Raw genomic sequence first — 26726 nt, 5'->3', positions numbered from 1 at the left:
CCGTTCGGACCGGACGGGCTACTCGGCCTCCGACTCCTCGCTCGCCGGCCGGTCGACGCCCGGCTCCCCGACGCCGGACCGCCCGACCCCCGCCTCCCCGACGCCCGGTTGCCCGGCGGCAAGCCGGGGCGGCAGACCGAACAGCGGGAAGAGCACGTCCGTGTCGAGGAAGTTGGTGAACCCGGTGAGCCGGCCCGCTGACACCTCCGGCACGATCAGCGCCCACGGCTCGTGCCCGCCCCCCGGGCTCGGCCGGTACTGGGCGAAGGCCGGGCCGCCGTTGGCCGTCACCGGGACGAGCCGGGAGCCGCGGCAGCCGTGCCCGGGGCCGAGCATCCAGGCCCGGAGCTCGTCCTGCCCCTGCAGCCACATCGCGAAGGGCGGCATGTTGAGCGTGACGTCCTCGTGCAGCAGCGCCGTCAGACCGTCCATGTCGTAGGCCTCGAAGGCGCGGACGTAGCGGTCCAGCAGCGCGCGGTGGTCCTCGTCCAGGGCGGGGGCCGGCCGGGCGGCCGGGGCGTCCGCGGCGAGCACCGCACGGGCGCGCTGCAGCGCACTGTTGACCGAGGCCACGGTGACGCCGAGGAGTTCGGCCACCTCGGCGGCCTTCCAGCCCAGCACCTCGCGCAGGATCAGCACCGCGCGCTGCCGGGGCGCGAGCCGCTGCAGCACGGCCACGAACGCGAGCTTCACGGACTCGCGCTGGGCGGCCACCTCGGCCGGGTCCCCCGTCTCGGGCAGTACCCGGCCGTCCGGTGCGGGGCCGATCCAGGTCACCTCGGGCAGCTGGGCGTCGTGCGCCGTGGCCACCGTGACCGGGCCCGCCAGGTCCATCGGGCGGGCCCGGGCGTTGCGGCCGTTCAGCGCGTCCAGGCAGACGTTGGTGGCGATGCGGTACAGCCAGGAGCGCAGCGCGGCCCGGCCCTCGAAGCCCCGGTGTCCGCGCCAGGCCCGGACCATGGTCTCCTGCACCGCGTCCTCGGCCTCGAAGACCGAGCCGAGCATCCGGTAGCAGTAGCCGGTGAGTTCGGTCCGGTACCGCTCCAGCTGGAGCTCGACCGGCTCCTCCGTGATCACATCGGCCATCGTGCGCCCCCGTCGTCCTGCCGTGCCCTGGTGAACGGGACGAACCTAGCGCAGGGCACCGACGGTCGGGCCCGCCGCGCTGCGGCTCACCGCGTCCCGTACGCCTGGCCGGAGCCGAAGCCGGTGGTCACCAGCTTCCACAGGGTGGGGAACTCCCCGCCGGTGATGCCGGTCGGGTTGAGCCCGACGACGAGGGTGCGGGAGAGGTCGCGGGTGGCGAAGACGCCGCTGCTGTAGCCGGGGCGGGAGCCGTTCTTGCCCCAGACCTCGGTGCCGTTCGGCAGGACGGTCCGCAGCAGGCCCGCGGTGCTGTAGCAGGCGTGGCCGGCGGTCGGGCCGATCTCGCAGTTCTTGTTGTGGCTGTTCGGCAGGTCGGGGACGGCGAACACCTCGGCCTGCTGGGCGGGCGGCAGCAGCCGGCCGCGGTAGAGCGCTTCGAAGAACCGCTCCAGGTCGGCGGCGGAGGAGATCATGCCGCCCTCGGCCCACGGGTACGGGCTCTGCTCGGTGACGTCCACCCGGGTGGTGCTGCCGTCGGCGGCGCGGACGTCCACGTAGCCGTGGGCGTGCGGGCCGCGGACGGTCAGGTCGTCGGCGTCCGGGACGTAGGTGGCGTGCAGGCCCAGCGGGCCGGTGATGCGCCGGCGGACCTGGTCGGCGAAGGTGTCGCCGCTGACCTTCTCGATCACCATCGCGGCGACGAAGTAGTTGTTGCCGTTGTACTGCTGGGCGGTGCCGGGGGCGAAGTTCATCGGCTGGGTGAGCATGTCGGCGACCACCTGCTCGGGGCTGAAGTACTCCGCCTTGTGCGCGGCGAACCACGCCGTGCTGCCGTCGCCGGAGGTCATCCCGCCGCCACCGGGCAGGCCGCTGGTGTGGTTGAGCAACTGCCGCACGGTGACCGCCGGGTAGTCGGCCGGCAGCAGCCCGGGCAGGTAGCGCTGGACGGTGCCGTCCAGGTCGACCTCGCCCTCGGCGGCGAGCTGGAGCATCACGGTCGAGGTGAACACCTTGGAGATGCTGCCGATCCTGAACCGGGCGTCCGCCGGGACGTCCCCGCCCGAGGTGCCGCGCCACCGGGCGCCCGGGCCGTCGACCCGGACCAGCGCGCCGGTGATGTCGGCGGGCAGGGTGTCGAGGGTCCTCGCGAGCGACTGCCGGTCCAGCGGTCCCGGGCGGACGGCCGGGGAAGCCGGAGCAGCCGGAGCAGCCGGGGAGGCCGGGGAGGCCGGAGCAGCGGCGACGGTGCCGGTTCCGGTGCCGCCCGGGGGCGCGTCGGCGGCCAGCGCCGGGGCCGCGGTGCCGACCGTGACGGTGAGCAGCGCGCCGGCTGCGACGATGACGGGCCAACGGCTGCTGCGGGGCGGGGTGTTCATCCGGCTTCTCTCCCGTGACGGCTCGCCCGGGGAGCGTCGGACCGCCCCTGCGGCGGCCCGCCCGGGCGGCGGCGGTTCTGACGGGAGAGAGTCTTCGGGAGGGCGCCCGGCGGTGACATCCGGGACATCCCCCGAACCGGCCCTGAGACGAGCCCCGACAACGCCCCTGACCATGCGTCAGGGGTGGGCACCGGGGTTCGGCGCCCACCCCTCGGTGGCACGGCGGGCCGGGCAGCGACTCAGTGGGCGGAGTGCTTCTCCGCGCCGCGGTGCCGGTGCCCCTTGAGTTCGGCGTGCATCGCCGGGGCGGAGTGCGCGGTGGTGGCGGGCGTGTCGCGCCCGCCGTGGCGGAACGCCTCGTCGGTGCCGTACCCGGCGCCGGCGGAGGACATCGCACCGGTGCGCAGCTTCGGCGCGATCCGGACGGGCGGGCTCGCCATGCCGCGGCGTTCCAGCAGTTCCTGGGTGCCCTGGCGGAGCTGGGCGGTGCTGCCCGGTGTTCGCTTGGTCATCGTCGGCCTCCCTTCGGCGGTCACCGGCCGGACGGGTGTCGGCCGGAGGGGCCGCGCGGGCCTCATGTCCGGATTTTATCGGGCCGACGTGCCCGCGCCACCGGGAGCGCCGACGGCGGACGCGCCCCGCCTCAGCCCATGACCTCGTGGACGAAGCACCAGCGCCAGTCCTCCCCCGGCTCGTAGGAGCGGATCACCGGGTGGGAGGTGTTGTGGAAGTGCGCGGTGGCGTGCCGCTGCGGCGAGAAGTCGCAGCAGCCGATGTGACCGCAGTCCAGGCAGATCCGCAGGTGCACCCAGTCCCGGCGGCCCTGCGCCAGGCAGTCGGCGCAGCCGCCGGCGGGCGGGAGGGGCTCGATGTCCTGAGGAGCCAGAGCGAGGTCTTCGCAGGCGCTCATGAGTGCAGGCTAAGCCGCCCGGGGCCGTCCCGCCCGCCCACCGCCCGGCCCACGGCGCGACCACCGGCGCGACCACCGGCGCCCCGCTGCCGTGCGGCCGCCCCTCGCATCCGGCCGCCCCGCACACCCCGCTGCCCCGCGCACCCCGCGGACGCGACCGGCCCCGCGGCGGCCCCTCCGGCGTCCCCGCTCCGCGCCCGCGGACGACGTGGGAGCATGCCATCCGTGGCGATCGCGACGGGGAGAACGAACGGCGACACCGACGGGGGCGACACCGGCGGTGCGTCCGCGCGGTCGGACGGACCGGCCGGAACGGCGGGCAGCAGCCCGGCGGGCACCGGCACCGGCGGAATACCCGCGCAGACCGGCCCCGGCCGGTCCCCGGCCCACCCGGCGCCCGTCACCGGCCGGATCCGGCAGCCGGTCGCGCTGATCCGGCTGCTCGGCGGTCTGTTCGCCGCCGCCCTCACCCTGCTGCTCGCCGACTACGCCCGTGCCACCACCGGCGGCATCGCCGCCGACGTCGCCGAGGCCGCCTCCCTGGTGCCGCGGCCGCTGGCGAGCCTGGCGGGCGGGCTCACCACCGCCGCCGTCCTGCTGCTGCCGGTCGGCCTCGCCGTCCGCCGCCTGCTCGGACCCGACCGGCGCCGCGCTCTCCAGCAGGTCTCCGACGGGCTGCTCGCCGCCGTCCTCGCCTACGGCGCCACCCTCGGCGTGGACCTGTGGGCCGACGGCCTCGCCCCGCACTCGCTGCTCACCGCGCTCACCCAGCCGCTGCCGGGCGAGGTCCTCGGGCGCACCGAACCGGTGTACGGCTACCTCGCCCCGGTGCTCGCCTTCATGACCGCCTCGGGCAGCCGCGAACGCCGCCTGCCCTGGAGCGTCCTCGCCCTCTACGGCCTCGCCGGACTCGCCGGCGGCTTCGCCACCCCCACCGCGCTGCTGCTCGGCCTGCTGATCGGCTGGACCGGCGCCCACGGAACCCTGTACGCCGTCGGCACCCCCGACCCCTGCCCCCGGCCCGGCGAGATCCTGCGCGCCCTGCGCGAGAGCGGCCTGCGCCCGGTCGAGGCCCACCCGACCGGACCGGACCGCTACCGGGTCCGGCAGGCCGACGACCGCCCCGAACTCGACGTCCAGCTCCTCGACCGGCAGGCCGTCACCGCCGCCGCCGTCCGGCGCGCCTGGCGCCGGCTGCGGCTGCACACCGCCCCCGACCCCCGGGTGCTGCGCTCCCCGCGCACCGGGCTGGAGCACGAGGCCCTGGTCACGTACGCGGCCCTGGCCGCCGGCGTCCGCACCCGCGACATCGCCGCCACCGCCGGCCTCGGCCAGGACACCGCCCTCATCGCGTACCGGCGGCTGCCCGGCCGCACGCTGGACCAGCTCGCCGACGAGGAGATCACCGACGCGCTGCTCACCGACGCCTGGGGGCAGCTCGCCCTGCTCCAGCGCCGCGAGATCGCCCACCGCGCCCTCGTCCCCTCCTCCCTGCTGGTCGACGACGCGGGCACGGTGCACCTGGTCGACTTCGCCGACGGCGACATCGCCGCCACCGAACTCGTCCTGCGCTGCGACGTCGCCCAGCTCCTCACCACCCTCGCGCTGCGCACCGGCGCGGCCCGCTCGGTCCGCACCGCCACCGCGGTCCTCGGCCCCGACCCGGTCGACGCGGCTCTCCCCCTCCTCCAGCCCATCGCCCTCACCCACACCACCCGCCGCGCCCTCAAGCTCCACGCGAAACGGGCCGGCGCGCCCGCAACCGTCGAGGGCCCGCCCGCCCCGGGGACGGCGGCCGGCGCCGTGCCCGCGCCCCGGCGAGGTGCCCCCGACGGCGCCGCGACCGACGGCCCCGCCGCCGACGGCCCCGGGCCGGGCGGGCTGCTGGAGGAGATCCGGGCGGAGGCGCTGCGGGCCCGGCCGCAGGTGGTGGGGCGGCCGGTGCGGCTGGAGCGGCTGCGGCCGCGGACGCTGCTGGCGGTCGTGGGCGGGGTGGTGGCCGGGTGGCTGCTGATCCCGCAGTTGTTCGCGGCGGAGGACAACCCGGTCTCCGCCCTGGCGGACGCCGACCCGTGGTGGCTGCTGCTGGCGCTGGTCGCGGCGGCGACCAGCCACGTCACGGCGGCGATGGGCTTCGTCGGCTTCGTCCCGGAGCGGCTGGACTTCCGCAACGCGGTGCTGGCCCAGCTGGCCGGGTCGTTCGTGAAGCTGGTGTCGCCCGGCGGGGTCGGCGGGGTCGCGCTGAACACCCGCCTGCTGCAGCGTGCCGGGATCCCGACGGCGCAGGCGCTGTCCAGCGTCGGCGTCGGGACGATGATCGGACTGGTGCTGCACCTGCTGCAGCTGGGGGCCTTCGTCTACCTGCTGGACATGCAGCCGGGCGGCTCCGAGCTGGACGCGCTGCCCGCGGTGGTGGGCGGACTGGCGGGGGCGGCGGCGCTGCTGGCGGTGGTGTCGGCGATCCCGGTGGCCCGGCGCTGGCTGGCGGCCCGGCTGCGGCCGCTGACCACCGAGGTGCTGCCCCGGCTGCTGGACCTGCTGCGCAGCCCGGCCCGGCTGGCGGTCGGGGTGACCGGGCAGCTGCTGGTGTCGATCTGCCTGATCTCCTGCCTGTACTGCTGTGCCCGCGCGATCGGGCGGGAGCCGTCCTTCGCCTCGGTCGCGGTGGTGTTCCTGGTGGGCAACGCGGCGGGCAGCGCGGCGCCGACCCCGGGCGGGGCCGGCGCGGTGGACGGGGCGCTGATCACGCTGCTGCAGCAGACCGCGTCGATGGAGAAGGGCGGCGCGCTGGCGGCGGTGGCGCTGTACCGGCTGCTGACGCTGATCCTGCCGGTGCTGCCGGGCTGGGCGGCGATGGCCTGGCTGCAGCGACGCCGCGCGCTGTGAGCCCGGGGGGCCCGCGGCGCGGGCCGACTCACTCCCGGTACTCGTCCTCGTCGAGCTGGACCACCCTGGCCTGCTCCGCGACGTCCGCGACATCGGTGGCCGGGTCGGCACCGAGGGCGCGGCGCTCGGCGACCTCGTCGTACTCGTCGGACCGGGGCGCCTCCTCGTCGGGCTCCACGGTCTCGGCGGTCTCGTCGATCAGGTACTCCTCGTGATCCTGCGGCATGGCATCCGTCCTCACTGTTCGGAAGCTCCCCGCGATCCGGGTGGCGGTACTGGCAGTATCCGCCGCCCGGGGTCCGGACGCGAAGCGCCGGGGCCGCCCCGGCGTGTTGCCGGAGGGCGCGCGCCCACCGGGCCCGCCCTGCCGATTGACCCACGAAATATGCCGCCCAATGGCCCAGGGAGCGGGTTCATTCCGCCCCTAGGGTCGACGTCATGACGACGAACGAGAGCACCGGAACCCCCGCCCGCCTCGACTACGCCCGCACCGTCCCGAAGGTCTTCCGCGCGATGATCGCCCTGGACGCCGCCGCCCGCGCGGGCCTGGACCCGGCACTGGTCGAACTCGTCCAGATGCGCACCTCCCAGCTGAACGGCTGCGCGTACTGCCTCGACATGCACGCGAAGGACGCCCGCAAGGCCGGCGAGTCCGACGAGCGGATCCATCTGCTGCCGGTCTGGCCGGAGGCCCCGGCCGGGGTGTACAGCGCGCGCGAGCGGGCCGCCCTGGCACTCGCGGAGGAGATCGCGCGGATCGGCGGCGGGGTGTCGGACGCGGTGTACGCCCGGGCCGCCGCGCACTTCACGGAGGCCGAGCTGGCGCAGCTGATCTCGGTCTGCTTCACCGTCAACGCCTGGAACCGCATCAACGTGGCCACCCGCAAGAGTCCCGGCAGCGCCTGACCGGACGGCCCGCGCGGAGCACCGTCCGCCACGTCGCGCGCGGGGTCGTGCACGGCACCGCCCGGTGGCCCGCGCGGAACGCCGCCCAGGCCGCCGGGGGTACGATCGGTGCCGTACAAAGGGCTTACCCACACCCACCCGGTGGCCCCGAGGCCCATACGAACGACGGGGAACGCATGTCCGGCTCGCACTACTTCACCGGTGCACCCGAGGTCGCCAGCGACCGCCGGCCGATCACGGTGTCCCTGCCGGACCTGACCCTGGAACTGACCACCGACGCCGGGGTGTTCTCCCGCGACCGGCTCGACCCGGGCACCCGGATCCTGCTGGAGAACGCCCCGCAGCCGCGGGTGCGCGGTCCGATCCTGGACGTCGGCTGCGGCTACGGCCCGATCGCGCTCACCTGGGCGACCCGGCGCAAGCGGCTGCCGGTCTGGGCGGTGGACGTCAACGAGCGCGCCCTGGAGCTGGTGCGGCTGAACGCCGGGGCGCTGGGGCTGGGCAACGTGCAGGCCGCGCTGCCCGACGACGTCCCGGAGGACGTCCGGTTCGCGACGATCTACTCCAACCCGCCGATCCGGATCGGCAAGGCGGCGCTGCGCCGCCTGCTGACCCACTGGCTCGGCCGGCTGACCCCGGACGGCTCGGCGTTCCTCGTGGTGCAGAAGCACCTGGGCTCGGACTCGCTGCAGAAGTGGCTGAACGACCAGGGCTACCCGACGACCCGGGTCACCTCGGTCAACGGGTTCCGGATTCTGGAAGCGCGGCCCCGCCCCGAGGTGGGCGAGGGCCCGGAGAATGGACGAGGTACGACGTCGTGAAGCAGCTGCGCGGGACCGAACTGAAGCGTCTGCACCGCTCGTGGCGGCGCAGCAACGAGTTCCGGCTCGCGATGATCCTGGAGAACCTGCAGTCGCCGTTCAACGTCGGCTCGGTGGTCCGGACCGGCGCGGCGATGGGCGCCGAGAAGCTGTACCTGGCCGGGGACACCCCGTCGGTGCGCTCGTCCGGCGCGCAGAAGGCCGCAATGGGCACCGACAAGTACCTGAAGGTGGAGCACTTCCCGACCGTCGCCGAGGCGGTGGCGGCGGCGAAGGCGGACGGCTTCAAGGTGGTCGGCCTGGAACTGGCCGACGAGGCGGTGCCGATGTTCGCCGCCGAGCTCACCCCGGCGGTGGCGTTCGTGCTCGGGCACGAGGACCGCGGGATCACGCCCGACGCGCTGGCGCTCTGCGACCAGGTGGTGTTCGTGCCGCAGCTGGGCCGGGTCGGCTCGCTGAACGTGTCGGCGGCCGCGACGGTGGCCTGCTACGAGGCGCGCCGGCAGGGGTACGCGATCAGCGGCACGCCGGACGGCGACCTCGGGGGCGACCTCGGCGACGAGGACTGAAGCGGGTGAACGGCGGGAGGGGTGTGCCGGAAGGCCCACCCCTCCCGCCGTTTCCGCTCGGAAACCCCGCGGATCTCTGCCGAACGGCAGATGTGCGGAACGCACCGGCCCGGAAGCATTCGGTGCGTGACCGAACTCCGGATCCTCGACCTGACCAAGGAGTACCGCGGCGGCAAGCGCGCGGTGGACTCCTTCTCGCTGACGCTGCGGCCCGGCGTGCTCGGCCTGCTCGGTGCCAACGGCGCCGGCAAGTCGAGCCTGATGCGCGTCCTGGCCACGGTCACCCGGCCCACCTCGGGGCGGGTGCTGTGGGAGGGCGTCGACACCGCCCGGCACCCCGGGCCGCTGCGCCGCACCGTCGGCTACCTCCCGCAGGACTTCGGCGTCTACCCGCAGCTCACCGCCCGTGAGTTCCTCGGCTACCTGGCCGCCGCCAAGGGGATGCGCCGGCGCCCCGCACAGGCCCGGATCGCCGAACTGCTCGACCTGGTCAACCTGTCGGGCGCGGCCGGGCAGCGGCTCGGGGCGATGTCCGGCGGGATGCGCCAGCGGGTCGGCATCGCCCAGGCCCTGCTGAACGACCCGGCGCTGCTGATCGTGGACGAGCCGACGGTCGGGCTGGACCCTGAGGAGCGGCTGCGCTTCGGCAGCCTGCTGAGCGGGCTCGGCGCCGACCGGATCGTCGTGCTGTCCACCCACATCGTGCCGGACGTGGCCGCCACCGCCGACCGGATCGCCGTCATGGGACACGGCCGGCTGCTGCACCACGGCACCCCGGAGGAGTTGCTTCGGCGCGCGGAGGGCTCGGTCTGGGAGCTGACCGTCGCGGCCGACCGGCTCCCGTCGCTGCGTTCCCGGTTCCTGCTCGGCGGCACCACCCGTACCCCGCAGGGCGTCCGGGCGCGGGTGCTGTCCGCGGCCCGGCCCGCCCCGGAGGCGGAGCCCGTCGCCCCCCGGCTGGACGACGCGTACCTGCTGCTCACCGCCGCCCCGGCCGCCGAGGAGGTGGCAGCGTGGTGACGCGCGTCGGGGCGCTGGCCCTGGCCGACTTCCGGGAGCGTCGGCGGCGGCCCGGCTACCTGGTCGTGCTGCTCGGCACGCTCGCCCTCGGGCTGCTGGCCGCGCCGGTCGGAGACTCCCGCTGGGAGGTGTTCCAGGTGACCGACCTGCACGGCCGCTACACCAGCGGCTACGTGGGGACGGTGACGGCGCTCGGCGGCGCGGTCTGGCTCTCGCTGGCGGGCTTCGGCATCGCACGCGGGGCGATCCCCCGGGACGAGCAGGGCGGCGTGGGCCGGCTGCTCGCCGCCACGCCGATCAGCCGGTTCGCCTACCTGGCGGGCAAGTTCGGCAGCAATCTGCTGCTGTTCGGCTCGATGCTGGCCGCCCTGGCCGGGACGGCGCTCGGTGTGCAGCTGCTCAAGGGCGACTCCGGCCACGTGGACGTGGTGCGGCTGCTGCTGCCGTACGTCCTGATCACGCTGCCGCTGCTGGCGGCGGTGGCCGGGTGCGCGGTGCTCTTCGACACCCTGCCGGGGTTGCGCGGCGGCCTGGGGTCGATGGTGTGGTTCGCGGTCTGGCTGGTACTCGTCCTGGGCGCGCAGACCGGCGGCGGTCCGGACCTCCTGGGCATGCGGCGGATCACCGCCTCGATCCGGGAGGTGATCGCGGCGAGTGGACGGCCGGTCGACGGCGTCGAGTTCGGGGTCGGACTGACGGCGGACAACCGGGTGCTCGGCACCTTCGACTGGCCCGGTCTCGGGGCGGGCGAGGCGGGCGGACCCGCCCGGACGGGGCTGCTGCTGATGGCGGCGGCGGTCGGGATCGCGCTGCTCGGGGCGCTGTGGTTCCGGCGCTTCGACGGGGCGGAGTCCCGGCCGGCCCCGACCGAACTCCGCCCGGGCGCGACGGGGGTGCGCCCGGGCGGGTGGGGCCGCGGGGGCCCGCGGCAGGACGGCGGCGGCGCGGCCCCGGAGGCCGGGCCGGCCGACTTCGCCCGGGATCCGGCCCGGCTGACCCCGGCCCGCAGGGGCGGCACGGTGCTCGCCGCGCTCGCCGGCGAGCTACGGATCCTGGTCCGGGGGCAGCGGTCCTGGTGGGCCGGGGCGGCCGCGATCGCGGCGCTGGCGCTGGGTGTGGCGCCGGACGGGCCGAGCCACGCGGTGCTGCCGTTCGCCGTGCTCTGGCCGGTGCTGCTCTGGTCCCGGATGGGCCACCGCGCGGACGGCGGCAGCGTCGAGGAACTGCTGGGCGCCTGTCCGTCCCCGCTCCGTCGGACACTGGCCGGCCTGCTCGCCGGGATCGTCCCGGCGCTGGCGGTGGTGGCCGGGCCGGTGGTCCGGCTGCTCGGCGCCGGGGAGACCCGGGCCGCCGCGGGCGCGCTGGCCGGGGCCCTGCTGGTCCCCGCCCTGGCCATGCTCTGCGGCACCGTCACCCGCGGTCCGCGGCTGTTCCAGACCGTCTACCCACTGCTCTGGTACGGGATGGTCAACCACGTCCGCGGCCTGGACTTCCTCGGCGTCTCCGGGGCCGGCGCCCCGGCCCCGGCGGCGGTCGCCGGCCTCGCCGCCGCCCTGGCGCTGGGAGTCCTCGCCGTAGGCGCGATACGCCATGCCACCCGCTGAGCCGCCGGCCCCGCGGGACCGTCCCCGACCGGGAAAAGAGGGGAGTTTCTCCCACCGACACCCCCGCCCCGCGCTCGCCAGAATGGCTGCACGGCCGTCGCGGCCGGGGCGCCACGACGGCACCACTACGGCACCACAGGGAGGGGCGCGTCCATGGACCGCACGATGCAACTCGGGGGAGGTCCCGCACCGGTCGAGGTCCGGGGGTTCTCGGTCCCCGCCGGACTCACCGGTCTGCGGCGGGCGCTGACACTCAGCCGCCTGTCCGTCGCCGCCCTCGGCCACTCCCTCGGGGTGACCGGGGCGATCACCCTGGTCGGCCCGGGCCTCGGCCTGGTGCCGCGGGCCATGGCGGGCGTCCGCGCACTGGCGGACCGTCAGCGGGCGCTGGCCGAGGACTGGTCCGGCGTGCGGATACCGGGCCCGCCCGGCCCGCTGCCGGAGGTGCCGGCGGGCGCCTCCGGCGCGATCGCCCGCTACCGCTGGATCACCGGCGACCCGCAGACCCGGCGGGAGTTCACCTGGATCCTCACCGAGCCGGTCGTCGGCGGCCTCCTCGCCTTCCTGCCGGTCGCCGTCGTGCTGAGCGGCCTCTGGGGCGTCTTCCTGGCCTTCTTCGGCGTCCCGCTGTCCACCGCCTGGGACGGCCTCTGGTACCAGTTCGTCCCGATCGAAGGCACGGCCACCGCCGTCCTCGCCGGCCTCCTCAGCGTGCTCCAACTGCCGCTCGCCCTCTGGCTGGCGCCGCGGGCCGTGCACCGCCACACCCGCCGCACCCGCGCGATGCTGGCCCCGAGCGAACAGGAACTGATGGCCGGCCGGATCGCTCACCTCACCACCACCCGCAGCGCGGCGGTCGACACCCGGATGGCCGAGATCCGCCGGATCGAGCGCGACCTGCACGACGGCGCGCAGGCCCGCCTGGTCGCGATGGGCATGACCCTGGACGCCGCCGAGCACCTGCTGGAGCGGGATCCGCAGGCCGTCCGCGCCCTGCTGGTCGAGGCGCGCCAGTCCTCCGCCAAGGCCCTGGAGGAGCTCCGCGACCTGGTCCGCGGCATCCACCCGCCCGTCCTGGCCGACCGCGGACTCGTCGACGCCGTCCGGGCGTTGGCCATGGTCAGCGCTGTCCCGACCGAGGTCATCGTGGACCTGCCGGGCCGCCCGGAGATGCCACTGGAGTCCGCCGTGTACTTCGCGGTCTCGGAGCTCCTCGCCAACGTCGCCAAGCACTCCGACGCCGGCCGCGCCCACATCGACCTCCGCTACGATCGCGGCGTGCTGCGCGTCACCGTCTCCGACAACGGGCGGGGCGGCGCGGACGCCCGTCTCGGCACCGGGCTGCGCGGCGTCGAACGGCGGCTCGCCACCTTCGACGGGGTCGTCGCCGTCAGCAGCCCCGTCAACGGCCCCACCACGGTGACCATGGAGCTTCCGTGCGCATTGTCCTCGCCGAGGACCACTTCCTCCTGAGGGACGGCCTGATCCGTCTCCTCCAGGCGTACGGCCACGAGGTGGTGGCCGCCGTGGACAACGGACCGGACCTCCTGCGGGCCCTCACCGAGCAGCGGCCGGACGTCTCGATCATCGACGTCCGGCTGCCGCCGACCTTCACCGACGAGGGCCTGCGCGCCGCCCTCACCGCCCGCCGCACCGACCCCGGTCTCCCCGTCCTGCTCCTCTCCCAGTACGTCGAGCCCCTCTACGCCCGGGAACTGCTCGCCACCGGCGGCCGCGGCGTCGGCTACATGCTCAAGGACCGCGTCACCAACGGCGCCCAGTTCCTCGACTCGATCCACCGGGTGGCGGCCGGCGGCACCGCCCTGGACCCGGAGATCGTCTCCGGCCTGCTGGTCCGCAAGGGGCGCGACACCGCCCTGGCCGCCCTCTCCGACCGCGAGCGCGAGGTCCTCGAAGCGCTCGCCCAGGGGCGTTCCAACGCCGGTATCGCCCAGGCCCTGTTCATCACCGAGAAGGCCGTGGCGAAGCACATCGGCAACATCTTCGGCAAGCTCGGCCTCCTCCAGACCGACACCGACAACCGTCGCGTCCTGGCCGTCCTCACCTACCTCGACCAGTAGCCGGCGGCGGCCCGGACCGGGCGGCCGGCGCCTCCGGCAACGGGGCTCCCCAGGGCGGGTCCCGATCCGCAAAGCTGCCGGTCAACCGGCAGATCGGGCCCCGCCCCGGGCCCGGCCCCGGAGTACGATGGCCCGGTCCCGGAGGCGCCGAACACACGGGAGCCCGCACGAGCCCGACCCTCGCCGCACCATCCGTTCGGAGCGCGGCAGGGCAGACCGCGCACCCCCCGGGACGGTCGACCGCACCACAGCACCAGGCAAGGCCCAGAACGACGGCCCGTCGTGCTGCGCAGGCAGGGCGCGGGCCGCTCCACGCCCCGATGCCCGTCTGTGAGGACCGCACCCATGACCCCTGCCCTGTCCACCACGAGCCCGGCCACCGACGGACGACCGACCGGGATCGCCGACTCTTCCGACCCGTCCGACTCCGCCGTCCCCGCCGGACTCCCCGACCTCCCCGAGCTCCCCGAGCTCCCCGAACTCTCCACCTACAGCAGGCTGTTGGACCTGCTTTCGGCGGACCCGGCCGCCTACCGCACGATCTGCCACGAGCCGGAGGGGAACACCGCCCTCGCCAGCGAGCTGCGCGGCCATCCGCTGGAACAGGCCGCCAAGTCCATCGTCGTCCGGGCCAAGCGCAGCAAACAGGACGGCGGCGGACGGTACGCGCTCGCCGTGGTGCCGGGCGACCGCCGGGTCGACCTCGACGCCGTCGGCCGGGCCCTCGGATCCAGTCGGGTCGGCTTCGCGGACCGCACCACCGCCGAGCGGTTGAGCGGCTGCGCGAGCGGCTCGATCATCCCGTTCTCGTTCCACCCGGAACTCGAACTCCTCGTGCACCACGAGCTGTTGATACACAGTCATCTCTATTTCAACGCGGCGAGACTCGACCGTTCGATCGAGCTGCGCACCGCCGTGTACAAGACACTCGCGCAGCCGCAGGTCCTCGCCATCGCCGCCTAGCCCGCCCGGCCCGGTCGGACCCGGGGCCTTCCCGGGCCCGACCGGGGCCGAGACGGCCTCGCCACCACCCCACCAGGGCGGCCCCTTCCCGCCCCGCTCCTGCCAGAACGTCATATCGCCGTTCCCGAAGACCTGGTAGGAAGTCGATCATCATGAACGACAACGATGTAGTAAGACTGGAGCAGGTCACCCGCTCCTACGGAACCGGCCAGAACACCGTCACCGCGCTGGCCGGAGTCACCCTCGGCTTCGCCCGCGGCAGCTTCACCGCCGTCATGGGACCTTCCGGATCCGGCAAGAGCACCCTGCTCCAGTGCGCCGCCGGGCTCGACCGCCCGGACTCCGGCACCGTCGTCGTCGACGGCGTCGACCTCGGCGGCCTCGACGAGACCGCACTGACCGAACTGCGCCGGGAACGCCTCGGCTTCGTCTTCCAGGCGTTCAACCTGCTCGGTGCCCTGACCGCCGAACAGAACGTCGGCCTGCCGCTGCGCCTGGCCGGCCGCAGGCCCGACCCCGCACAGGTCCGGGCCGCCCTGGCCCAGGTGGGCCTCGGCGAGCGGACCGGCCACCTGCCCTCGCAGATGTCCGGCGGCCAGCAGCAGCGGGTGGCGATCGCCCGGGCGCTGATCTCCGCCCCGGAGGTGCTCTTCGCGGACGAGCCCACCGGCGCCCTGGACAGCTCCAGCAGCCGCGAGGTGCTCACCCTGCTCCGGTCCCTCGTCGACCGGCAGGGCCAGAGCACCATCATGGTCACCCACGACCCGGTCGCCGCCTCCTACGCCGACACCGTGCTCTTCCTCGCCGACGGCCTGGTCGTCGACCGCCTGGAGGACCCGGACCCGCAGACCGTCGCCGCCCGGATGACCGCCCTGGAACAGGCCCGCGAGGAGGCCGCTCCCACCGACCGCGCCGACAAGGCGGGCACCCCCACCGACCACGCCGACGAGGCGGGCGCCCCCGGACACGGTGACCCCCGATGACCGGCTTCCGTCTCCTCCTCCCGGTCGCCGCCGTCTCGATGCGCCGCCGCTGGCCGTCCTTCGTCGGCTCCTTCGTCGCGCTCGCCCTCGGCGTCGCGGTGATGTCCGCCGCCGGGGTGCTCCTCAACACCACCATGGGCGAGGACTCGCTGCCCGGCGCGCCCTCGCTGCACAAGCTGGTGAGCTTTATGGCCGCCATGGCCGGGTTCGTCTCGGTCTTCGTGGTCTCCTCGACCTTCGCCTTCGCCGTCGCCCAGCGCCGCCAGGAGACCGCGATGCTGCGCGCGGTCGGCGCCACGCCCCGCCAGGTCCGGGCCCTGGTCCTCGGCGAGGCCATGGTGGTGGCGCTGTCCGCCGCGGTCACGGGCTGCGCAGCGGGCCTGGCCGTCGCCCCGGCGATCGCCGCCTGGCTGGTCGACCAAGGCGCCGCCCCGAGCGGATTCCACGCCGAACCGGCCGCACTTCCGCTGCTGCTCGCCGCCTCGGGCGGCCTGCTCGTCGCCCTGCTCGGCGCTTACGCGGCGTCCCGCCGGGCCGGCCGGGTGCGGCCGGTGGAGGCGCTCAACGAGGTCGCCGTCGACCGGAAGGTGATGCCGCCCGTCCGCTGGGTGGCCTCCGGCCTCTTCCTCTGCGTCTTCGGCTACACCCTGTCGACGTTCGTCTCGATGCCCGCCTCGATGCTGGCCGACCCGCAGTCCCGCGATCCGCAGACCACCCCGCAGTTCGCGCTGCTCTTCGACGTCATGGCGGTGCTCGCGGTCGTCCTGGTCGCCCCGGTGCTGGTGCCGCCGCTGGTGCGCCTGTTCACCGCGCTCGTCCCGCTGCTGCCCGGCGCGGCCGGGCTGATCGCCCGCCAGAACGCCCTCGCCGCGATCCGTCGCACCGTCTCCACCGCGACGCCGGTCTTCCTGGTGATCGGCCTGGCCGGCTCGGTGGTCGGCGGCACGGTGGCGTTCGGCGACGCACTCGCCGCCCAGGGCCGAGCCGCCCTCAAGGCCGGGTACGTGGTCGAGCCGTCCGGCGGCCACGCCGTGCCTGCCGACGCCCTGCGCAACCTCGCCGCCCTCCCGGACGCCCGGCTGACCACCGCCGCCACCGTCCGGTTCGACGGCCTGGCCACCCCGGACCAGCAGCCGGTCCCCGGCCGCCCCGACGACCTGCCGATCCCGGAGGACGGCCTCGCCGTCGACGGCGACCTGCGCGAGGCCTGGAACCTGACCGCCGACGCCGGTTCGCTCGCCGACCTGCACGGCAGGACGGTCGCGGTCTCCACCGACATGGCCCGGGTCTTCGGATGGCACGTCGGCGACACCCTGAACGCCCGCCTCGCGGACGGCACCCGGGAGCCGCTGCGGCTGGTCGCCCAGATCGGCCACCTGCTGCCGCACCTGCCCGAGATCGTCGTCCCCCGCGAGGCCGTCCCCGGCCCGGGCACCGTCTCCGTCGCCTACCTGTCCACCGGCGCGGGCCCCGACCAGGTCACGGCCGCGGTGGGCGGCACCGCGGCCCGCGCCACCGCGGGCACGGACTGGATCGGCGACCACAACGACCGGACCACGAAGAACGGCTGGATCTCCATGCTGGCGATCCTCGGCCCGGCCCTGCTCTACGCGCTGATCGCCATCGTCAACACGATGATGATGTCCACCGGCGACCGCCTGCGGGACTTCGCCACCCTGCGCCTCACCGGCGGCACCCGCCGCCAGGTCCTGCGCGTGGTCGCCGTCGAGACCCTGCTGGTCGTCGCCACCGCGGCGGCCCTCGGACTGGCCGTCACCCTGGTCACCCAGTACGCGACCGTCCTGCTGATCGAGAACCGCGTCCTCGACGCCACCCGCTCCGCAGCCCTCGACCTGCCGTGGACCACCATCGCCGGAGCCACCGCCGTCTGTCTGGTGCTCGCGCTCCTCGCCAGCCTGCTCCCGGCCCGCCTCGCCCTGCGGATCCGCCCCCTCGACCTCGCGAACGGCCGCCAGTAGCCACCCCCGGGCCCGGCGGTCCCCCACCGCCGGGCCCGGCCCGCGCCTCCGGTCACTCCCGTGCCCACGAACACGAAGAAGCCCAGGTCAGAACCGATCTGACCTGGGCTTCGAACCGAGCCGCCTGCGGGATTCGAACCCGCGACCTACGCATTACGAGTGCGTTGCTCTGGCCAACTGAGCTAAGGCGGCACCGTTGCCGTGTGTGGCGGCAACGCGGGCCAGTCTACACAGGTTGGCGGGTGATCCGTACCCGGATGCCCGGGGGGCGGGTCAGGCGGAGGAGACGGCGAGTTTGGCGGCGAAGCCGGCGAAGAGGACGGCGACGCCGCTGGTGAGGGTGGCGGAGAGGCGCTTGCGGCGGCGGAAGGCGGTGGCGAGGGTGGTGCCGGCGAATATCAGCAGGGAGAGGTAGAGCAGGCTGAAGGTCTGCAGGATGCCGCCGAGGAGGGCGAAGGAGAGGGCGGGCTGTCCGTAGGACGGGTCGACGAACTGGGTGAAGAAGGAGAGCAGGAAGAGGATGGCCTTCGGGTTGAGGAGGCTGACCACGAGGGCGCGGCGGAAGGGGTTCTCGGCGGACTCGGGGTCCGGCTCGGCGGTGGTGTCGGCGGCGGCCCGGTGTTCGAGCCAGAGGCCGCGGGCGGCGCGGAGCATGCCGTAGCCGATCCAGAGCAGGTAGGCGGCGCCGCCGAACTTGACCACCGCGAAGACGGCCGGGTTGGCCTTCAGCAGGGAGGCCGCGCCGATCGAGGTGAGGCTGATCAGCGTGAGGTCGCCGACGAAGACGCCGGCGGCGGCCCGGTAGCCGGTCCGGACGCCCTTGCGGGCGGCGACGGACAGCACGTACAGGGAGTTGGGGCCAGGCAGCAGGATGATGACGAGGGCGCCGAGGACGTACGTCGCCAGGTCGTTGACTCCGAGCACGTTGAGCTCCGGTGCGGGGGAAGGGTGGCAGGGGGCGCTCATCGTAACGTCGTACCGGTAATCGATTGAAGTGAAAACTACCTACCGGCCGTCCGGAACCCCACGCCCTACCGGTCGCAGCGCTTGTCCTGCTCAGGGGCCTCCCCGGTCAGCAGGAAGCGGTTCACCTCGCCGTCCACGCAGGCGCTGTGCCGGCCGTACGCGGTGTGGCCGTCCCCGTCGAAGGTCAGCAGGCGGCCGGACTCCAACTGCCCGGCCAGCGACCGGGCCCAGGCGTACGGGGTGGCCGGGTCGCGGGTGGTGCCGATGACGACGATCGGGGCGGCGCCGGACGCCCGGATGGTGTGCGCCGCGCCGGTCGCCCGGACCGGCCAGTACGCGCAGGTCAGCGCCATCCAGGCCATGTCCCGCCCGAAGTGCGGCGAGACCTGCTCGAAGTCCGGCACCGCCCGCTGGACGTCCTCCGGCCCGCGGAACGGCGCGGGCAGGTCAAGGCAGTTCACCGCGGTGTTGGCGGACATCAGGTTGGGGTACGAGCCGTCCGCCTCCCGCCCGTAGTAGGCGTCGGAGAGCTTCAGCAGCCCGCTGCCGTCGCCCGCCCTGGCGTCGGCGAGCGCGGAGCGCAGCTTGGGCCAGAGGAAGTCGGCGTACATGGCCTCGATGACGCCGGTGGTCGCCTGGGACTCGGTGAGCCGGCGGCCGTTGTCGCCGGTGGGCAGCGGGGCGGTCCGGACGGCCGCGAACAGCGCGGTGAGCTGCTCGCCGGCCTGCCGTTCGGTCCGGCCGAGCGGGCAGTCCTCGCGCTTGGCGCAGTCCTTGGCGAAGGCGGCCCAGGCGGTCTCGAAGCCGCCGGCCTGGGTGCGGTTGCCGGTGACCGAGTCGAGCGCCGGGTCCATGGCGCCGTCCAGCACCAGCCGGCCGACCCGGGTCGGGAAGAGCCCGGCGTAGGTGGCGCCGAGGAAGGTGCCGTAGGACTTGCCGACGAAGTTCAGCCGCTCGTCGCCCAGCAGCGCGCGCAGGACGTCCATGTCCCGGGCGGCCTCGACGGTGCTGAGGTGGCCGAGCGCCGCCCCGGCCTGCTTGCGGCAGCCGTCGGCGAACTCCTTGTCGGCGGCGACCAGGTCGTCGATCCCGTGCTGGTCCCCGGGGGTCAGGTCGACGGCGGTGAAGGCGTCCATCCGGTCACCGCTCAGGCAGGTGACCGGGCTGCTGCGGCTTACCCCGCGCGGGTCGAGGCCGACCAAGTCGTAGCGGGCCCGCACCCCGCTGTCGTACGTCCGGGCGGTGGACTCCAGGTACTCGACCGCCGAGCCGCCGGGCCCGCCCGGGTTGAGCAGCAGCGAACCGAGCCGCGGCTCCCGGGAGCCGGCGCCGGTCGCGGCAGGTTCCGCCGCCGCACGGGCGGCCGCCAGGGTGAGGTCGCCGTCCCCCGGCCGGTCGTAGTCCAGCGGTACCCGGAACGTCGTGCACTCGAACCCGCCGTCGCACGGCTGCCAGGCCAACCGCTGCGCGTAGTACGGCGCGAGCGCGGCCGGGACGACGGTGGGCAACGGCTCCAGCGGGGTGGCCCCCGGCCCGCCGGGGGCCACCGGGGCCGAGGTCGCGCCGGAGCCGGACGCGTCCGAGGAGGCCGCCCCCGGCGCCCCGGACGGACCGGAACCGCACCCGCCCGCCAGCAGCCCGACGGCCAGCGCCGCGGCCGACACCCGCGTCGCCCCGGCCAGTACCCGCACCCGCCCGAAGGCCCTCATCCGGCTGCTCTCCTCGAAGGACGATGGGAAGGAACGACGGGAATGCGCGGAACGACGGGAACGGCGTCCGACGATCCGACGAGCAGTGGAAACGCCGCCGCCCGGCACCCACCCCGGGTACCGGGCAGCGTAACGCCCGCTCGACGGGCGCTCAGGACGCCTTGGCCAGCGCCTCGGCCAGGAACTGCGCCGCCTGCCGGACCAGCCGCAGCCGCTCCCGGTCGGGGGTGAAGTCCTGCACGTTGTCCGAGATCCGCACGTCGGCCTTGGCCGCCGGGCCGGGGCCCGCCTTGAGCGCGGCCTGGAGCTTGCGGGCCGCGTCCAGCCCGGCGGAGTCGGCCTTGGCCGCGGCCAGCAACAGCTTGGCCGCGCTGCCGGTCGGGGCCTCGGCCCCGGTCTGGGTGAGTGCGGCGGCGTCGTACCGGCCGGAGACCGCCGCGGCCGCGCCGTACAGGTCGGGGCGGGCCAGCCCGGCGGCCGCCGCGCACGGCGCGCCGCCGTCGACGCCGAGGGTGCCCCAGGAGGCCGGGCCGGGCGGCAGCGTGCGGAAGGAGGCGGCGACGGTGGTGCGCAGCGTCGTGTCGTCGGCGACGGCGGCCGGAGCGGCGGCGACCAGCTCGCAGGGGTGCGCGGTGCCGTTCGGCGCCTCGGGGGCGACCAGGATGAAGGGCCGGGTCTTGCCGGTCTGCAACGCCGACCCGATGCCCTCGAAGACGTCCGGGACCTCGGCGTCGGCGGTCTTGTGCGGCGCGGCCGCATGCATCACGACGACCGGGAACCGCGCGTTGGGCTCCTTGGCGTACTGCGGCGGCAGCCAGACCCGGACGTTGCGCGGGTGTCCGTCGGGGCCGAGCACGGCGGACTGGAGCAGTTCGCCGCCGCCCGGGTGACCGACGCTGTCGAACCGGCTGACCACGGCGGGGGCGGTGGTGACGGCAGCGGTCGCGGCCCCCACGGCGGCACCGGCGGCGGCCGGCTCGGTGGCCGCGGGCGGCGCCGCCTGTTGCCGGACCGCCGTGCCGGCCCCGGTGTCCGCCGAGTCCACGACGGGCTCCGCCCGGTCCTGCGCCCGGTCGCCGCGGCCGATGCCGCCGAAGGCGCCGAGCGCGGTGAGCACCGTCAGCCCGGTGACGAACACCCCGCAGACCATCGCCCCGCCCGCCCGCAGCAGCATCGGCCACCGGTCTCCGGCCAGCTCGTAGGTCTCGGCGGCGCGCAGGTCGCGCCAGCGCTGGAGGGCTCCCCGGGCCAGCCAGATCCCGCCGAGGGCGGCAGCCAACAGGGGAATGACGAGGAGCGAACGAACCATGCGACGCACCGCCTCGGGAGAGGGCCGGCGCCGGACCGGACCCGGCGCGTACGGGGGCGACCGGCCCCACCGGGCGCAGTCGGCCCCCAGCGTGCACAACCGGCGCACGGTCACACGCGGGTGTGCCCGGCGCGTATCGCTCGTTCACTCGAAGGTGGGACAGCGCACCGGCTCCGGGAGGCGTACGGCCGTCGGCCGGTGGAGCGGCCCGCGGACGACGAACGACGAACGGCGGACGACGGACAAACAGCGGACGGCGGGCGAACGGCGGACGACGCGGGCCCGAGGACGGGCCGAGGGCCGGCTCAGCCCGCGCGCAGCGCGACCGTCATCGCCTCGACCGCGAGCAGCGGGTCCACGTTGCGGTCCAGCGCCTCGCGGCAGGCCAGCACCGCCTCGATCCGGCGCAGGGTGCCCTCCGCCGGGCCGGCCTGGGCGACCCGGTTCAGTGCCTGCCGCTGGTCCTCGTTGGCGAGCACCCCGGTGGAGCCGAGCTGGATCGCGAGCACGTCCCGGTAGAAGCCGAGCAGGTCGAGCAGGGCGACCCCGAGGGTCTCTCGGCGCGTACGGGTGGCGCGGCTCTTCTGCCGCTTCTCCAGCTCCTTGACCGCCCCGGCCATGCCACGCGGCGCCTTGCTGCCCTCGGCGGCGCCGTAGGCGGCCTTGAGGTCGTCGGTCTCCTTGGCGTCCTGGGTCTCGGCGAGCGCCTCGGCGTCGGCCTTGGCGGTGTCGACCAGGCGCTGGGCGGCGGCCAGGCAGCCGCCGATGTCGCCGACCTCCAGCGGGATCCGCAGCACCTCGGCCCGACGGGTCCGGGCCTTCTCGTCCACGGCGAGACGGCGCGAGCGCTCGATGTCGCCCTGCCCGGCGAGTGCGGCGAGCCGGGCGGTCTCCGGGTCGACGCCGTCCCGGCTGACCAGCATGTCGGCGACCGCCGCAGCGGCGGGGCTGCGCAGCACCAGCAGCCGGCAGCGCGAGCGGATGGTCGGCAGCACGTCCTGGACGGAGGGGGCGCAGAGCAGCCAGACGGTGCGCGGGGAGGGCTCCTCCACGCCCTTCAGCAGCGCGTTCGCGGCGGCCTCGGTGAGCCGGTGCGCGGCGTCCACCAGGATCACCGACCAGCGGCCGCCGGTCGGATAGCTGGAGGCCCGCAGGACCAGTGCGCGCATGTCGCCCACACCGATGGACAGCCCGTCGGTCCGCACGTACTTCACGTCCGCATGGCTGCCGGCCAACACGGTGTGGCAGCCGTCGCAGAACCCGCAGCCGGGCGTGCCGCCGAGCGCGAGATCGGGGCTGGTGCACTGGAGGGCGGCGGCGAAGGCCCGTGCGGCGGTGACCTGGCCCGCGCCGGGCGGGCCGGTGAACAGCCAGGCGTGCGTCATCAGGGAGGCGTTCCCGCCCTGGACGGGGGCGGCGCCGCGACCGGCCTCGACCGTCGCCCCGGCCGCCCGGGCCGCGGCGGTCAGCTGTTCGACCACCCGCTCCTGGCCCACCAGGTCGTCCCAGACGGCCACTGCTGCTCCCAAGCTCCGTACGGCAGCGCCCGTGGCGCCTCTTCCCCGCGGTCGAGCATACGTCTCCGCCCCGACAGCCACTGCTCCGTCCGGGTCACGGCGGGCGCCCGACGCCCGACTCCGGGCGGCGGACCTCCACCGGCCCGGAACCCCCGCCCGGGAGGGCGCCCCCACCCGGGATCGACACCCGACGCCCGGAGGGCGAAACCCGGCGCCCGGTCCCCGACGGCAAGGCGGCGCCGCCGGGGACCTGTCCCGATGACGCCGCCCGCACCTGCCCGATCAGCCCCGGCGACCCCAGCGGCGACCCTTGCCGTCGCCCGTGTCCTTACCGTCGCCCGTGTCCTTGCCCTCGCCCCCGGTCGGCCCGCCCTGCGCGCCGTGCGTGCCCTGGCCGCCCTGCCCGCCCTGGCCGTCCGCACCGCGCGGGTCCGCCCCGCTCCGCGGGCCGCCGTGCTCCCAACGCGCCCACTCGTCGTGCGACCCGAGCAGGGTGTCGGTGAGGCTCGGCAGGTCGTCCATCGGCGTCTCCTCGGCCCACTCCGGCCGGGGCCGCTCGGCGGCCGACTGCGGCTGGGGCTCCGGCTGGGGCTGCGGCGGCGACTGCGGCCGCGCCGGGGCCTGCCCCCGCGGATCCACCGCACGCTCCCCGCCGACCACCGGCAGCTCACGCGTGCTCTCCACCGGACGGCCCGGACCGACCCGGGGCAGCACCTCGGTCCGGTCGGCCTCCGCCGGCACCTTCGGCAGCACGGCCGTCTCGTCCACCGCGGAACCCGGCACCACGGGCAGCTTGGCGGTCGCGTCGACCGCTCCGGCGGCCGCGGCCGCCTTGCGCGCCTCGGCGGCGTCGGCCGCCCGGACCGCCGCCTGCCGGTCCCGCACCGACAGCTCGCGCGTCGCCTCGTCCTCGAGCCCGTCGGCCGGGCCCTGCGCAGGCCCCTGAGCCGAACCCGGTGCCGAACCCTGCGCCGGACCGTGCTCCGCACCACGCGGCGCGGACCGACCCGGAGCGTCCTGCGGGGTCTCCCGGACCGCCCACAGCTCCGTGGTCGCGGCGTCCCCGGCCGCGGCACCCGCGGCCGACCCGGCCCGACCGGCAGCCCGGTCCGCAGCCGACTCTGCGGCCGCGGCCGCGGCGGCGAGCGCGGCGGCCTGCGCCAGCCGGGCCTCCTCGGCCCGCTGCAGCGCTTCCTCCGCCCGGCGGCGCTGCTCCTCGCGGGCGAGCTCCCGCTGCCGCTGCAGTTCGGCCTGTGCCGCCGCCTCGTCGGCGATCCGCTTGCGCTCGGCGGCCTCGGCCGCCAGTCGGACCTGCTCGGCGGCACGACGCTCGGCCTCCTCGGCGGCGCGGCGCTCGGCCTCTTCCTCCGCCCGGCGGCGGGCCGCCTCCTCGGCCTTGCGGCGGGCCTCGGCCGCGGCCCGCTCGGCCTCCTCCTTGGCCAGCCGCTCCTTCTCCGCCTGCTCGGCGCGCAGCTGCGCCAGCACTTCCTGCCGCTTGCGCTCGGCAGCCTCCTCCTCGGCCTTCTTCCGGGCCTCCTCGGCGGCGCGGCGCTCGGCCTCCTCGCGGGCCAGCCGCTCCTGCTCGGCGCGGGCGGCCTTCTCCTGCTCGGAGAGCGGCAGCTCGCGGTCGAGCCGGTGCCGGATGGCGGTGGTGACGAAGCCGGGGGCCTGGCTGCCGTCCACGACCAGGTAGCGCGCCGGGTCGGCGGCCGCGAGGGCGAGGAAGCCGGCCCGGACCCGCTGGTGGAACTCGGTGGGCTCGGACTCCAGCCGGTCCAGGGCCTCGGTGAAGCGCTCCCGGGCCCGGGTCGGATCGACGTCCAGGACGACGGTCAGGTCGGGCAGCAGACCGCCGGTGGCCCAGCGGGAGATCCGGGCGACCTCGGTCGCGGCGAGGTCGCGCCCGGCGCCCTGGTAGGCGATGGAGGAGTCCATGTACCGGTCGGTGATCACCACGGCGCCGCGGGCGAGGGCCGGCCGGATGACGTTCTCGACGTGCTCGGCGCGGTCGGCGGCGTAGATCAGCGCCTCGGCGCGGTGCGACAGACCGGTGTTGCCGACGTCCAAGACGAGGCCGCGCAGCCGCTGGCCGACCGGGCTGCCGCCGGGCTCGCGGGTGAGCACGACCTCGTGGCCCTTGCCGCGGATCCACTCGGCGAGTGCCTGGGCCTGGGTGGACTTGCCGGCGCCGTCGCCGCCTTCGAGGGCGATGAAGAAGCCGGTGCCCGCGCCACGGTGCGGCACCGGGCCGGCGGCGCCGCGCACGGCGTCCACCAGGTCCCGGCCGAAGGGCACGGTGCCGCGCCGGTCGTCGGTGCGCAGCAGCACGACGGCGGCGAGCACCAGCGTGAGCAGCCCTGCGGTGGCGACGGCGAGGGCGGCGCCGCCGTGGATGAAGGTGAAGGAGCCGGGCTCGACGGTGCCGTACTCGACGTCCCCGTAGGCGGCGGCGATCAGCGGGACGACGACCAGCGCGGCGGCGACCACGACCCGCAGCACCGCGAACAGGTGCTCGGTGACCTTCGGCAGCCGGGCCTCCTCGACCTCCTGGGCGAGCAGGGTGCGCCCGGCCGAGACGACGATCCCGGCGGCCAGCGCGGCCAGCACGGTGAGCAGCAGGACCAGCACGAAGTCCAGCACCAGCCCGGCCAGGATCAGCGCGACGCCCTGGGTGAGCAGCGCCAGCGCGAGCAGTCGGCGGCGGGAGAGCGAGGGCAGGGTGGCCCGGGTGAGGCGGGCACCGAGGGCGGGGGTCGCGGTGGCGGCGAGCACCACCAGGCCGTAGCCGATCGGCCCTGCCCGGTGCTCGGCGGCGGTGAGCAGCGCCAGCGCGGCGACGCCGGCCATCGAGGCGAAGGCGGCGGCGACGGCGAAGGTGAAGTACGGGGCGCTGCCGGTGCGGCCCTTGCCCAGGGCCGGGCCGGGGGCGGCGTCGGTCGGGGCGCGCAGGCCTTTCAGCGGGGAGACCGGGGCGACGGTCACCGGGCCGACGGGCAGCTGCCGGACGTACCCGCGGACCGCCGAGGCGGCGAACAGTCCGGCCGCGCCGAGCGCCGCGAAGGTGAGCTGGTGGGCGCGGAGCCAGTCGGAGCCGGCCGCCGCACCGATGTTGTTGAGCAGGGTGAGGCCGACCAGGCCGACGGCCGCCAGCGGCAGGGTGACCCAGCCGGTGAAGCGGTCGATCACCCGGACGGTGTCCAGGTTGGCGGCGGCGGGCCGCTGCTCGGCGGCCGGGGCGTAGGGGTCAGCCGGCGGCAGCAGGCCGGGGACGGCGGCGGCCTTGGCGATCTCCCAGACGCGCTCGGCGGCACCGGTGACGAACACGGTGGCGAGCAGGACGTAGGTCGCGGCGCCGGAGGTCTTCGTCCCGGAGCCCAGCCAGACGGTCCACCAGGGGGCGAGGCCGATCAGCAGGGCGCGCAGCGCGTCGGCGCCGAACAGGGTCCAGCGCCGGTCGAGCCTGCCCGCGACCAGCCGGTGCACCGGGCCGAGCAGCGCCACACCGACCAGGCCGGTGGCCACCACGCGGACGGCGAGGACCGCGGCGGTGGCGAAGGCGAGGCTGCGCGGCAGGGCGCCGAACCGGCCGCCGATCGCGGCGGCGATCACGGTGAGCGCGAGCAGCACCAGCAGGCCGAGCCGGTCGGCGGTGCCGCCGATCAGCTGGGTGGTCCACAGCCGCCGGTAGGCGCGCGTCCGCAGCAGCGCCCGGGCCCGGTCCACCGGGGTCCCGGCGGGCGCGACCTCGGGCAGGTCGGGCGTCACGGCTCTGGCGGCCGGGGCGGCGCTGGGGGTGGGCTGCTCCTCGCTCGTCATACGGTCAGCGTAGCGGGCGAGGCTTGGCCGGATTGTGGTGAACGGGCTTCCGGATCCCGCTCATCACCGGGTTGTGACGTTCCCCGCACAGATCCCCGCACCCGTCCCCGGTGCGGATGCCCACCTGGCCGCCGCCCGACCGACGCCCGATCACCACCCGGCCATCGCCGACCGACGCCCGATCACCGCCGTGCCACCACCCGATCACCGTCGTGTCGCCACCGG

21 protein-coding genes and 1 tRNA gene are annotated in these 26726 nt (G+C 75.7%); 11 read left to right on the top strand and 11 right to left on the bottom strand.

Annotated elements, in window-relative coordinates:
* Positions 1-18 precede the first annotated feature (18 nt).
* The 4 genes from AB0D10_RS06975 to AB0D10_RS06960 all read right to left on the bottom strand — a co-directional run bounded on the left by AB0D10_RS06975 (position 19) and on the right by AB0D10_RS06960 (position 3372).
* Positions 19-1086 carry a sigma-70 family RNA polymerase sigma factor gene (locus tag AB0D10_RS06975; protein WP_360252569.1) on the bottom strand — a complete coding sequence of 356 codons (1068 nt, stop codon included), beginning with the start codon at positions 1084-1086 and terminating at the stop codon, positions 19-21.
* A gap of 86 nt (positions 1087-1172) precedes the next feature.
* Positions 1173-2462 (bottom strand): serine hydrolase domain-containing protein, encoded by a 1290-nt coding sequence (locus AB0D10_RS06970; RefSeq protein WP_360252566.1) that lies wholly within the window; start codon positions 2460-2462, stop codon positions 1173-1175.
* 239 nt (positions 2463-2701) lie between these two features.
* Positions 2702-2974: a hypothetical protein gene (locus AB0D10_RS06965; protein WP_360252563.1), complete on the bottom strand. Its 273-nt coding sequence runs from the start codon at positions 2972-2974 to the stop codon at positions 2702-2704.
* Positions 2975-3105: 131 nt separating this feature from the next.
* Positions 3106-3372, bottom strand: a complete 267-nt coding sequence (locus AB0D10_RS06960; RefSeq protein WP_360252560.1) for a UBP-type zinc finger domain-containing protein — start codon at positions 3370-3372, stop codon at positions 3106-3108.
* 225 nt (positions 3373-3597) lie between these two features.
* On the opposite strand from AB0D10_RS06960, the gene AB0D10_RS06955 reads away from it, so the two are divergent.
* A complete protein-coding gene (locus tag AB0D10_RS06955) occupies positions 3598-6258 on the top strand; it encodes a lysylphosphatidylglycerol synthase transmembrane domain-containing protein (RefSeq protein ID WP_360252557.1) in 2661 nt (886 codons plus the stop codon).
* 28 nt (positions 6259-6286) lie between these two features.
* Here the strand turns inward: AB0D10_RS06955 and AB0D10_RS06950 are convergent, their stop codons facing one another.
* Positions 6287-6484, bottom strand: a complete 198-nt coding sequence (locus tag AB0D10_RS06950; protein ID WP_360252554.1) for a hypothetical protein — start codon at positions 6482-6484, stop codon at positions 6287-6289.
* Between the two features lie 212 nt (positions 6485-6696).
* On the opposite strand from AB0D10_RS06950, the gene AB0D10_RS06945 reads away from it, so the two are divergent.
* The 10 genes from AB0D10_RS06945 (at position 6697) to AB0D10_RS06900 (ending at position 17184) form a co-directional block, all read left to right on the top strand.
* Entirely contained in the window at positions 6697-7164 is a 468-nt protein-coding gene (locus tag AB0D10_RS06945; RefSeq protein WP_360252551.1) for a carboxymuconolactone decarboxylase family protein, read from the top strand.
* Positions 7165-7340: 176 nt separating this feature from the next.
* Positions 7341-7985, top strand: coding sequence for a methyltransferase (locus AB0D10_RS06940; protein WP_360252548.1), 645 nt, complete (start codon positions 7341-7343; stop codon positions 7983-7985).
* Positions 7982-8554: a TrmH family RNA methyltransferase gene (locus AB0D10_RS06935; RefSeq protein WP_360252545.1), complete on the top strand. Its 573-nt coding sequence runs from the start codon at positions 7982-7984 to the stop codon at positions 8552-8554. The genes AB0D10_RS06940 and AB0D10_RS06935 overlap by 4 nt, the downstream gene beginning before the upstream one ends.
* Positions 8555-8644: 90 nt before the next feature.
* A complete protein-coding gene (locus AB0D10_RS06930; protein ID WP_360252542.1) occupies positions 8645-9574 on the top strand; it encodes an ABC transporter ATP-binding protein in 930 nt (309 codons plus the stop codon).
* Entirely contained in the window at positions 9568-11178 is a 1611-nt protein-coding gene (locus AB0D10_RS06925; protein ID WP_360252539.1) for a hypothetical protein, read from the top strand. Before AB0D10_RS06930 ends, AB0D10_RS06925 begins: the two co-directional genes overlap by 7 nt.
* A gap of 153 nt (positions 11179-11331) precedes the next feature.
* A complete protein-coding gene (locus AB0D10_RS06920) occupies positions 11332-12651 on the top strand; it encodes a sensor histidine kinase (RefSeq protein ID WP_360252536.1) in 1320 nt (439 codons plus the stop codon).
* Positions 12615-13259, top strand: a complete 645-nt coding sequence (locus tag AB0D10_RS06915; protein ID WP_360252533.1) for a response regulator transcription factor — start codon at positions 12615-12617, stop codon at positions 13257-13259. Before AB0D10_RS06920 ends, AB0D10_RS06915 begins: the two co-directional genes overlap by 37 nt.
* Before the next feature lie 345 nt (positions 13260-13604).
* A complete protein-coding gene (locus AB0D10_RS06910; protein WP_360252530.1) occupies positions 13605-14222 on the top strand; it encodes a YbaK/EbsC family protein in 618 nt (205 codons plus the stop codon).
* Between the two features lie 152 nt (positions 14223-14374).
* Positions 14375-15205 carry an ABC transporter ATP-binding protein gene (locus AB0D10_RS06905; RefSeq protein ID WP_360252527.1) on the top strand — a complete coding sequence of 277 codons (831 nt, stop codon included), beginning with the start codon at positions 14375-14377 and terminating at the stop codon, positions 15203-15205.
* Positions 15202-17184, top strand: coding sequence for an ABC transporter permease (locus tag AB0D10_RS06900; protein ID WP_360252524.1), 1983 nt, complete (start codon positions 15202-15204; stop codon positions 17182-17184). The genes AB0D10_RS06905 and AB0D10_RS06900 overlap by 4 nt, the downstream gene beginning before the upstream one ends.
* Positions 17185-17302: 118 nt before the next feature.
* Here AB0D10_RS06900 and AB0D10_RS06895 read toward each other — a convergent pair.
* The 6 genes from AB0D10_RS06895 to tmk all read right to left on the bottom strand — a co-directional run bounded on the left by AB0D10_RS06895 (position 17303) and on the right by tmk (position 26501).
* Positions 17303-17376: transfer RNA gene (locus AB0D10_RS06895), tRNA-Thr, on the bottom strand.
* An 81-nt stretch (positions 17377-17457) separates the two neighbouring features.
* Positions 17458-18108: a leucine efflux protein LeuE gene (leuE, locus tag AB0D10_RS06890; RefSeq protein ID WP_360253104.1), complete on the bottom strand. Its 651-nt coding sequence runs from the start codon at positions 18106-18108 to the stop codon at positions 17458-17460.
* A 107-nt stretch (positions 18109-18215) separates the two neighbouring features.
* Positions 18216-19859, bottom strand: coding sequence for an alpha/beta hydrolase (locus AB0D10_RS06885; RefSeq protein WP_360252521.1), 1644 nt, complete (start codon positions 19857-19859; stop codon positions 18216-18218).
* Positions 19860-20010: 151 nt separating this feature from the next.
* The gene (locus AB0D10_RS06880) at positions 20011-21168 is read right to left on the bottom strand and encodes a hypothetical protein (protein ID WP_360252518.1); all 1158 of its coding nucleotides are present in this window, start codon (positions 21166-21168) and stop codon (positions 20011-20013) included.
* A 305-nt stretch (positions 21169-21473) separates the two neighbouring features.
* The gene (locus AB0D10_RS06875) at positions 21474-22685 is read right to left on the bottom strand and encodes a DNA polymerase III subunit delta' (RefSeq protein WP_360253102.1); all 1212 of its coding nucleotides are present in this window, start codon (positions 22683-22685) and stop codon (positions 21474-21476) included.
* A gap of 282 nt (positions 22686-22967) precedes the next feature.
* Positions 22968-26501, bottom strand: coding sequence for a dTMP kinase (tmk, locus tag AB0D10_RS06870; protein WP_360252515.1), 3534 nt, complete (start codon positions 26499-26501; stop codon positions 22968-22970).
* Between the last annotated feature and the right edge of the window lie 225 nt (positions 26502-26726).

The sequence above is a fragment of the Kitasatospora sp. NPDC048545 genome, from assembly GCF_040651155.1.
GTDB lineage: Bacteria > Actinomycetota > Actinomycetes > Streptomycetales > Streptomycetaceae > Kitasatospora.
This window is presented reverse-complemented; position numbering and strand designations above follow the sequence as displayed.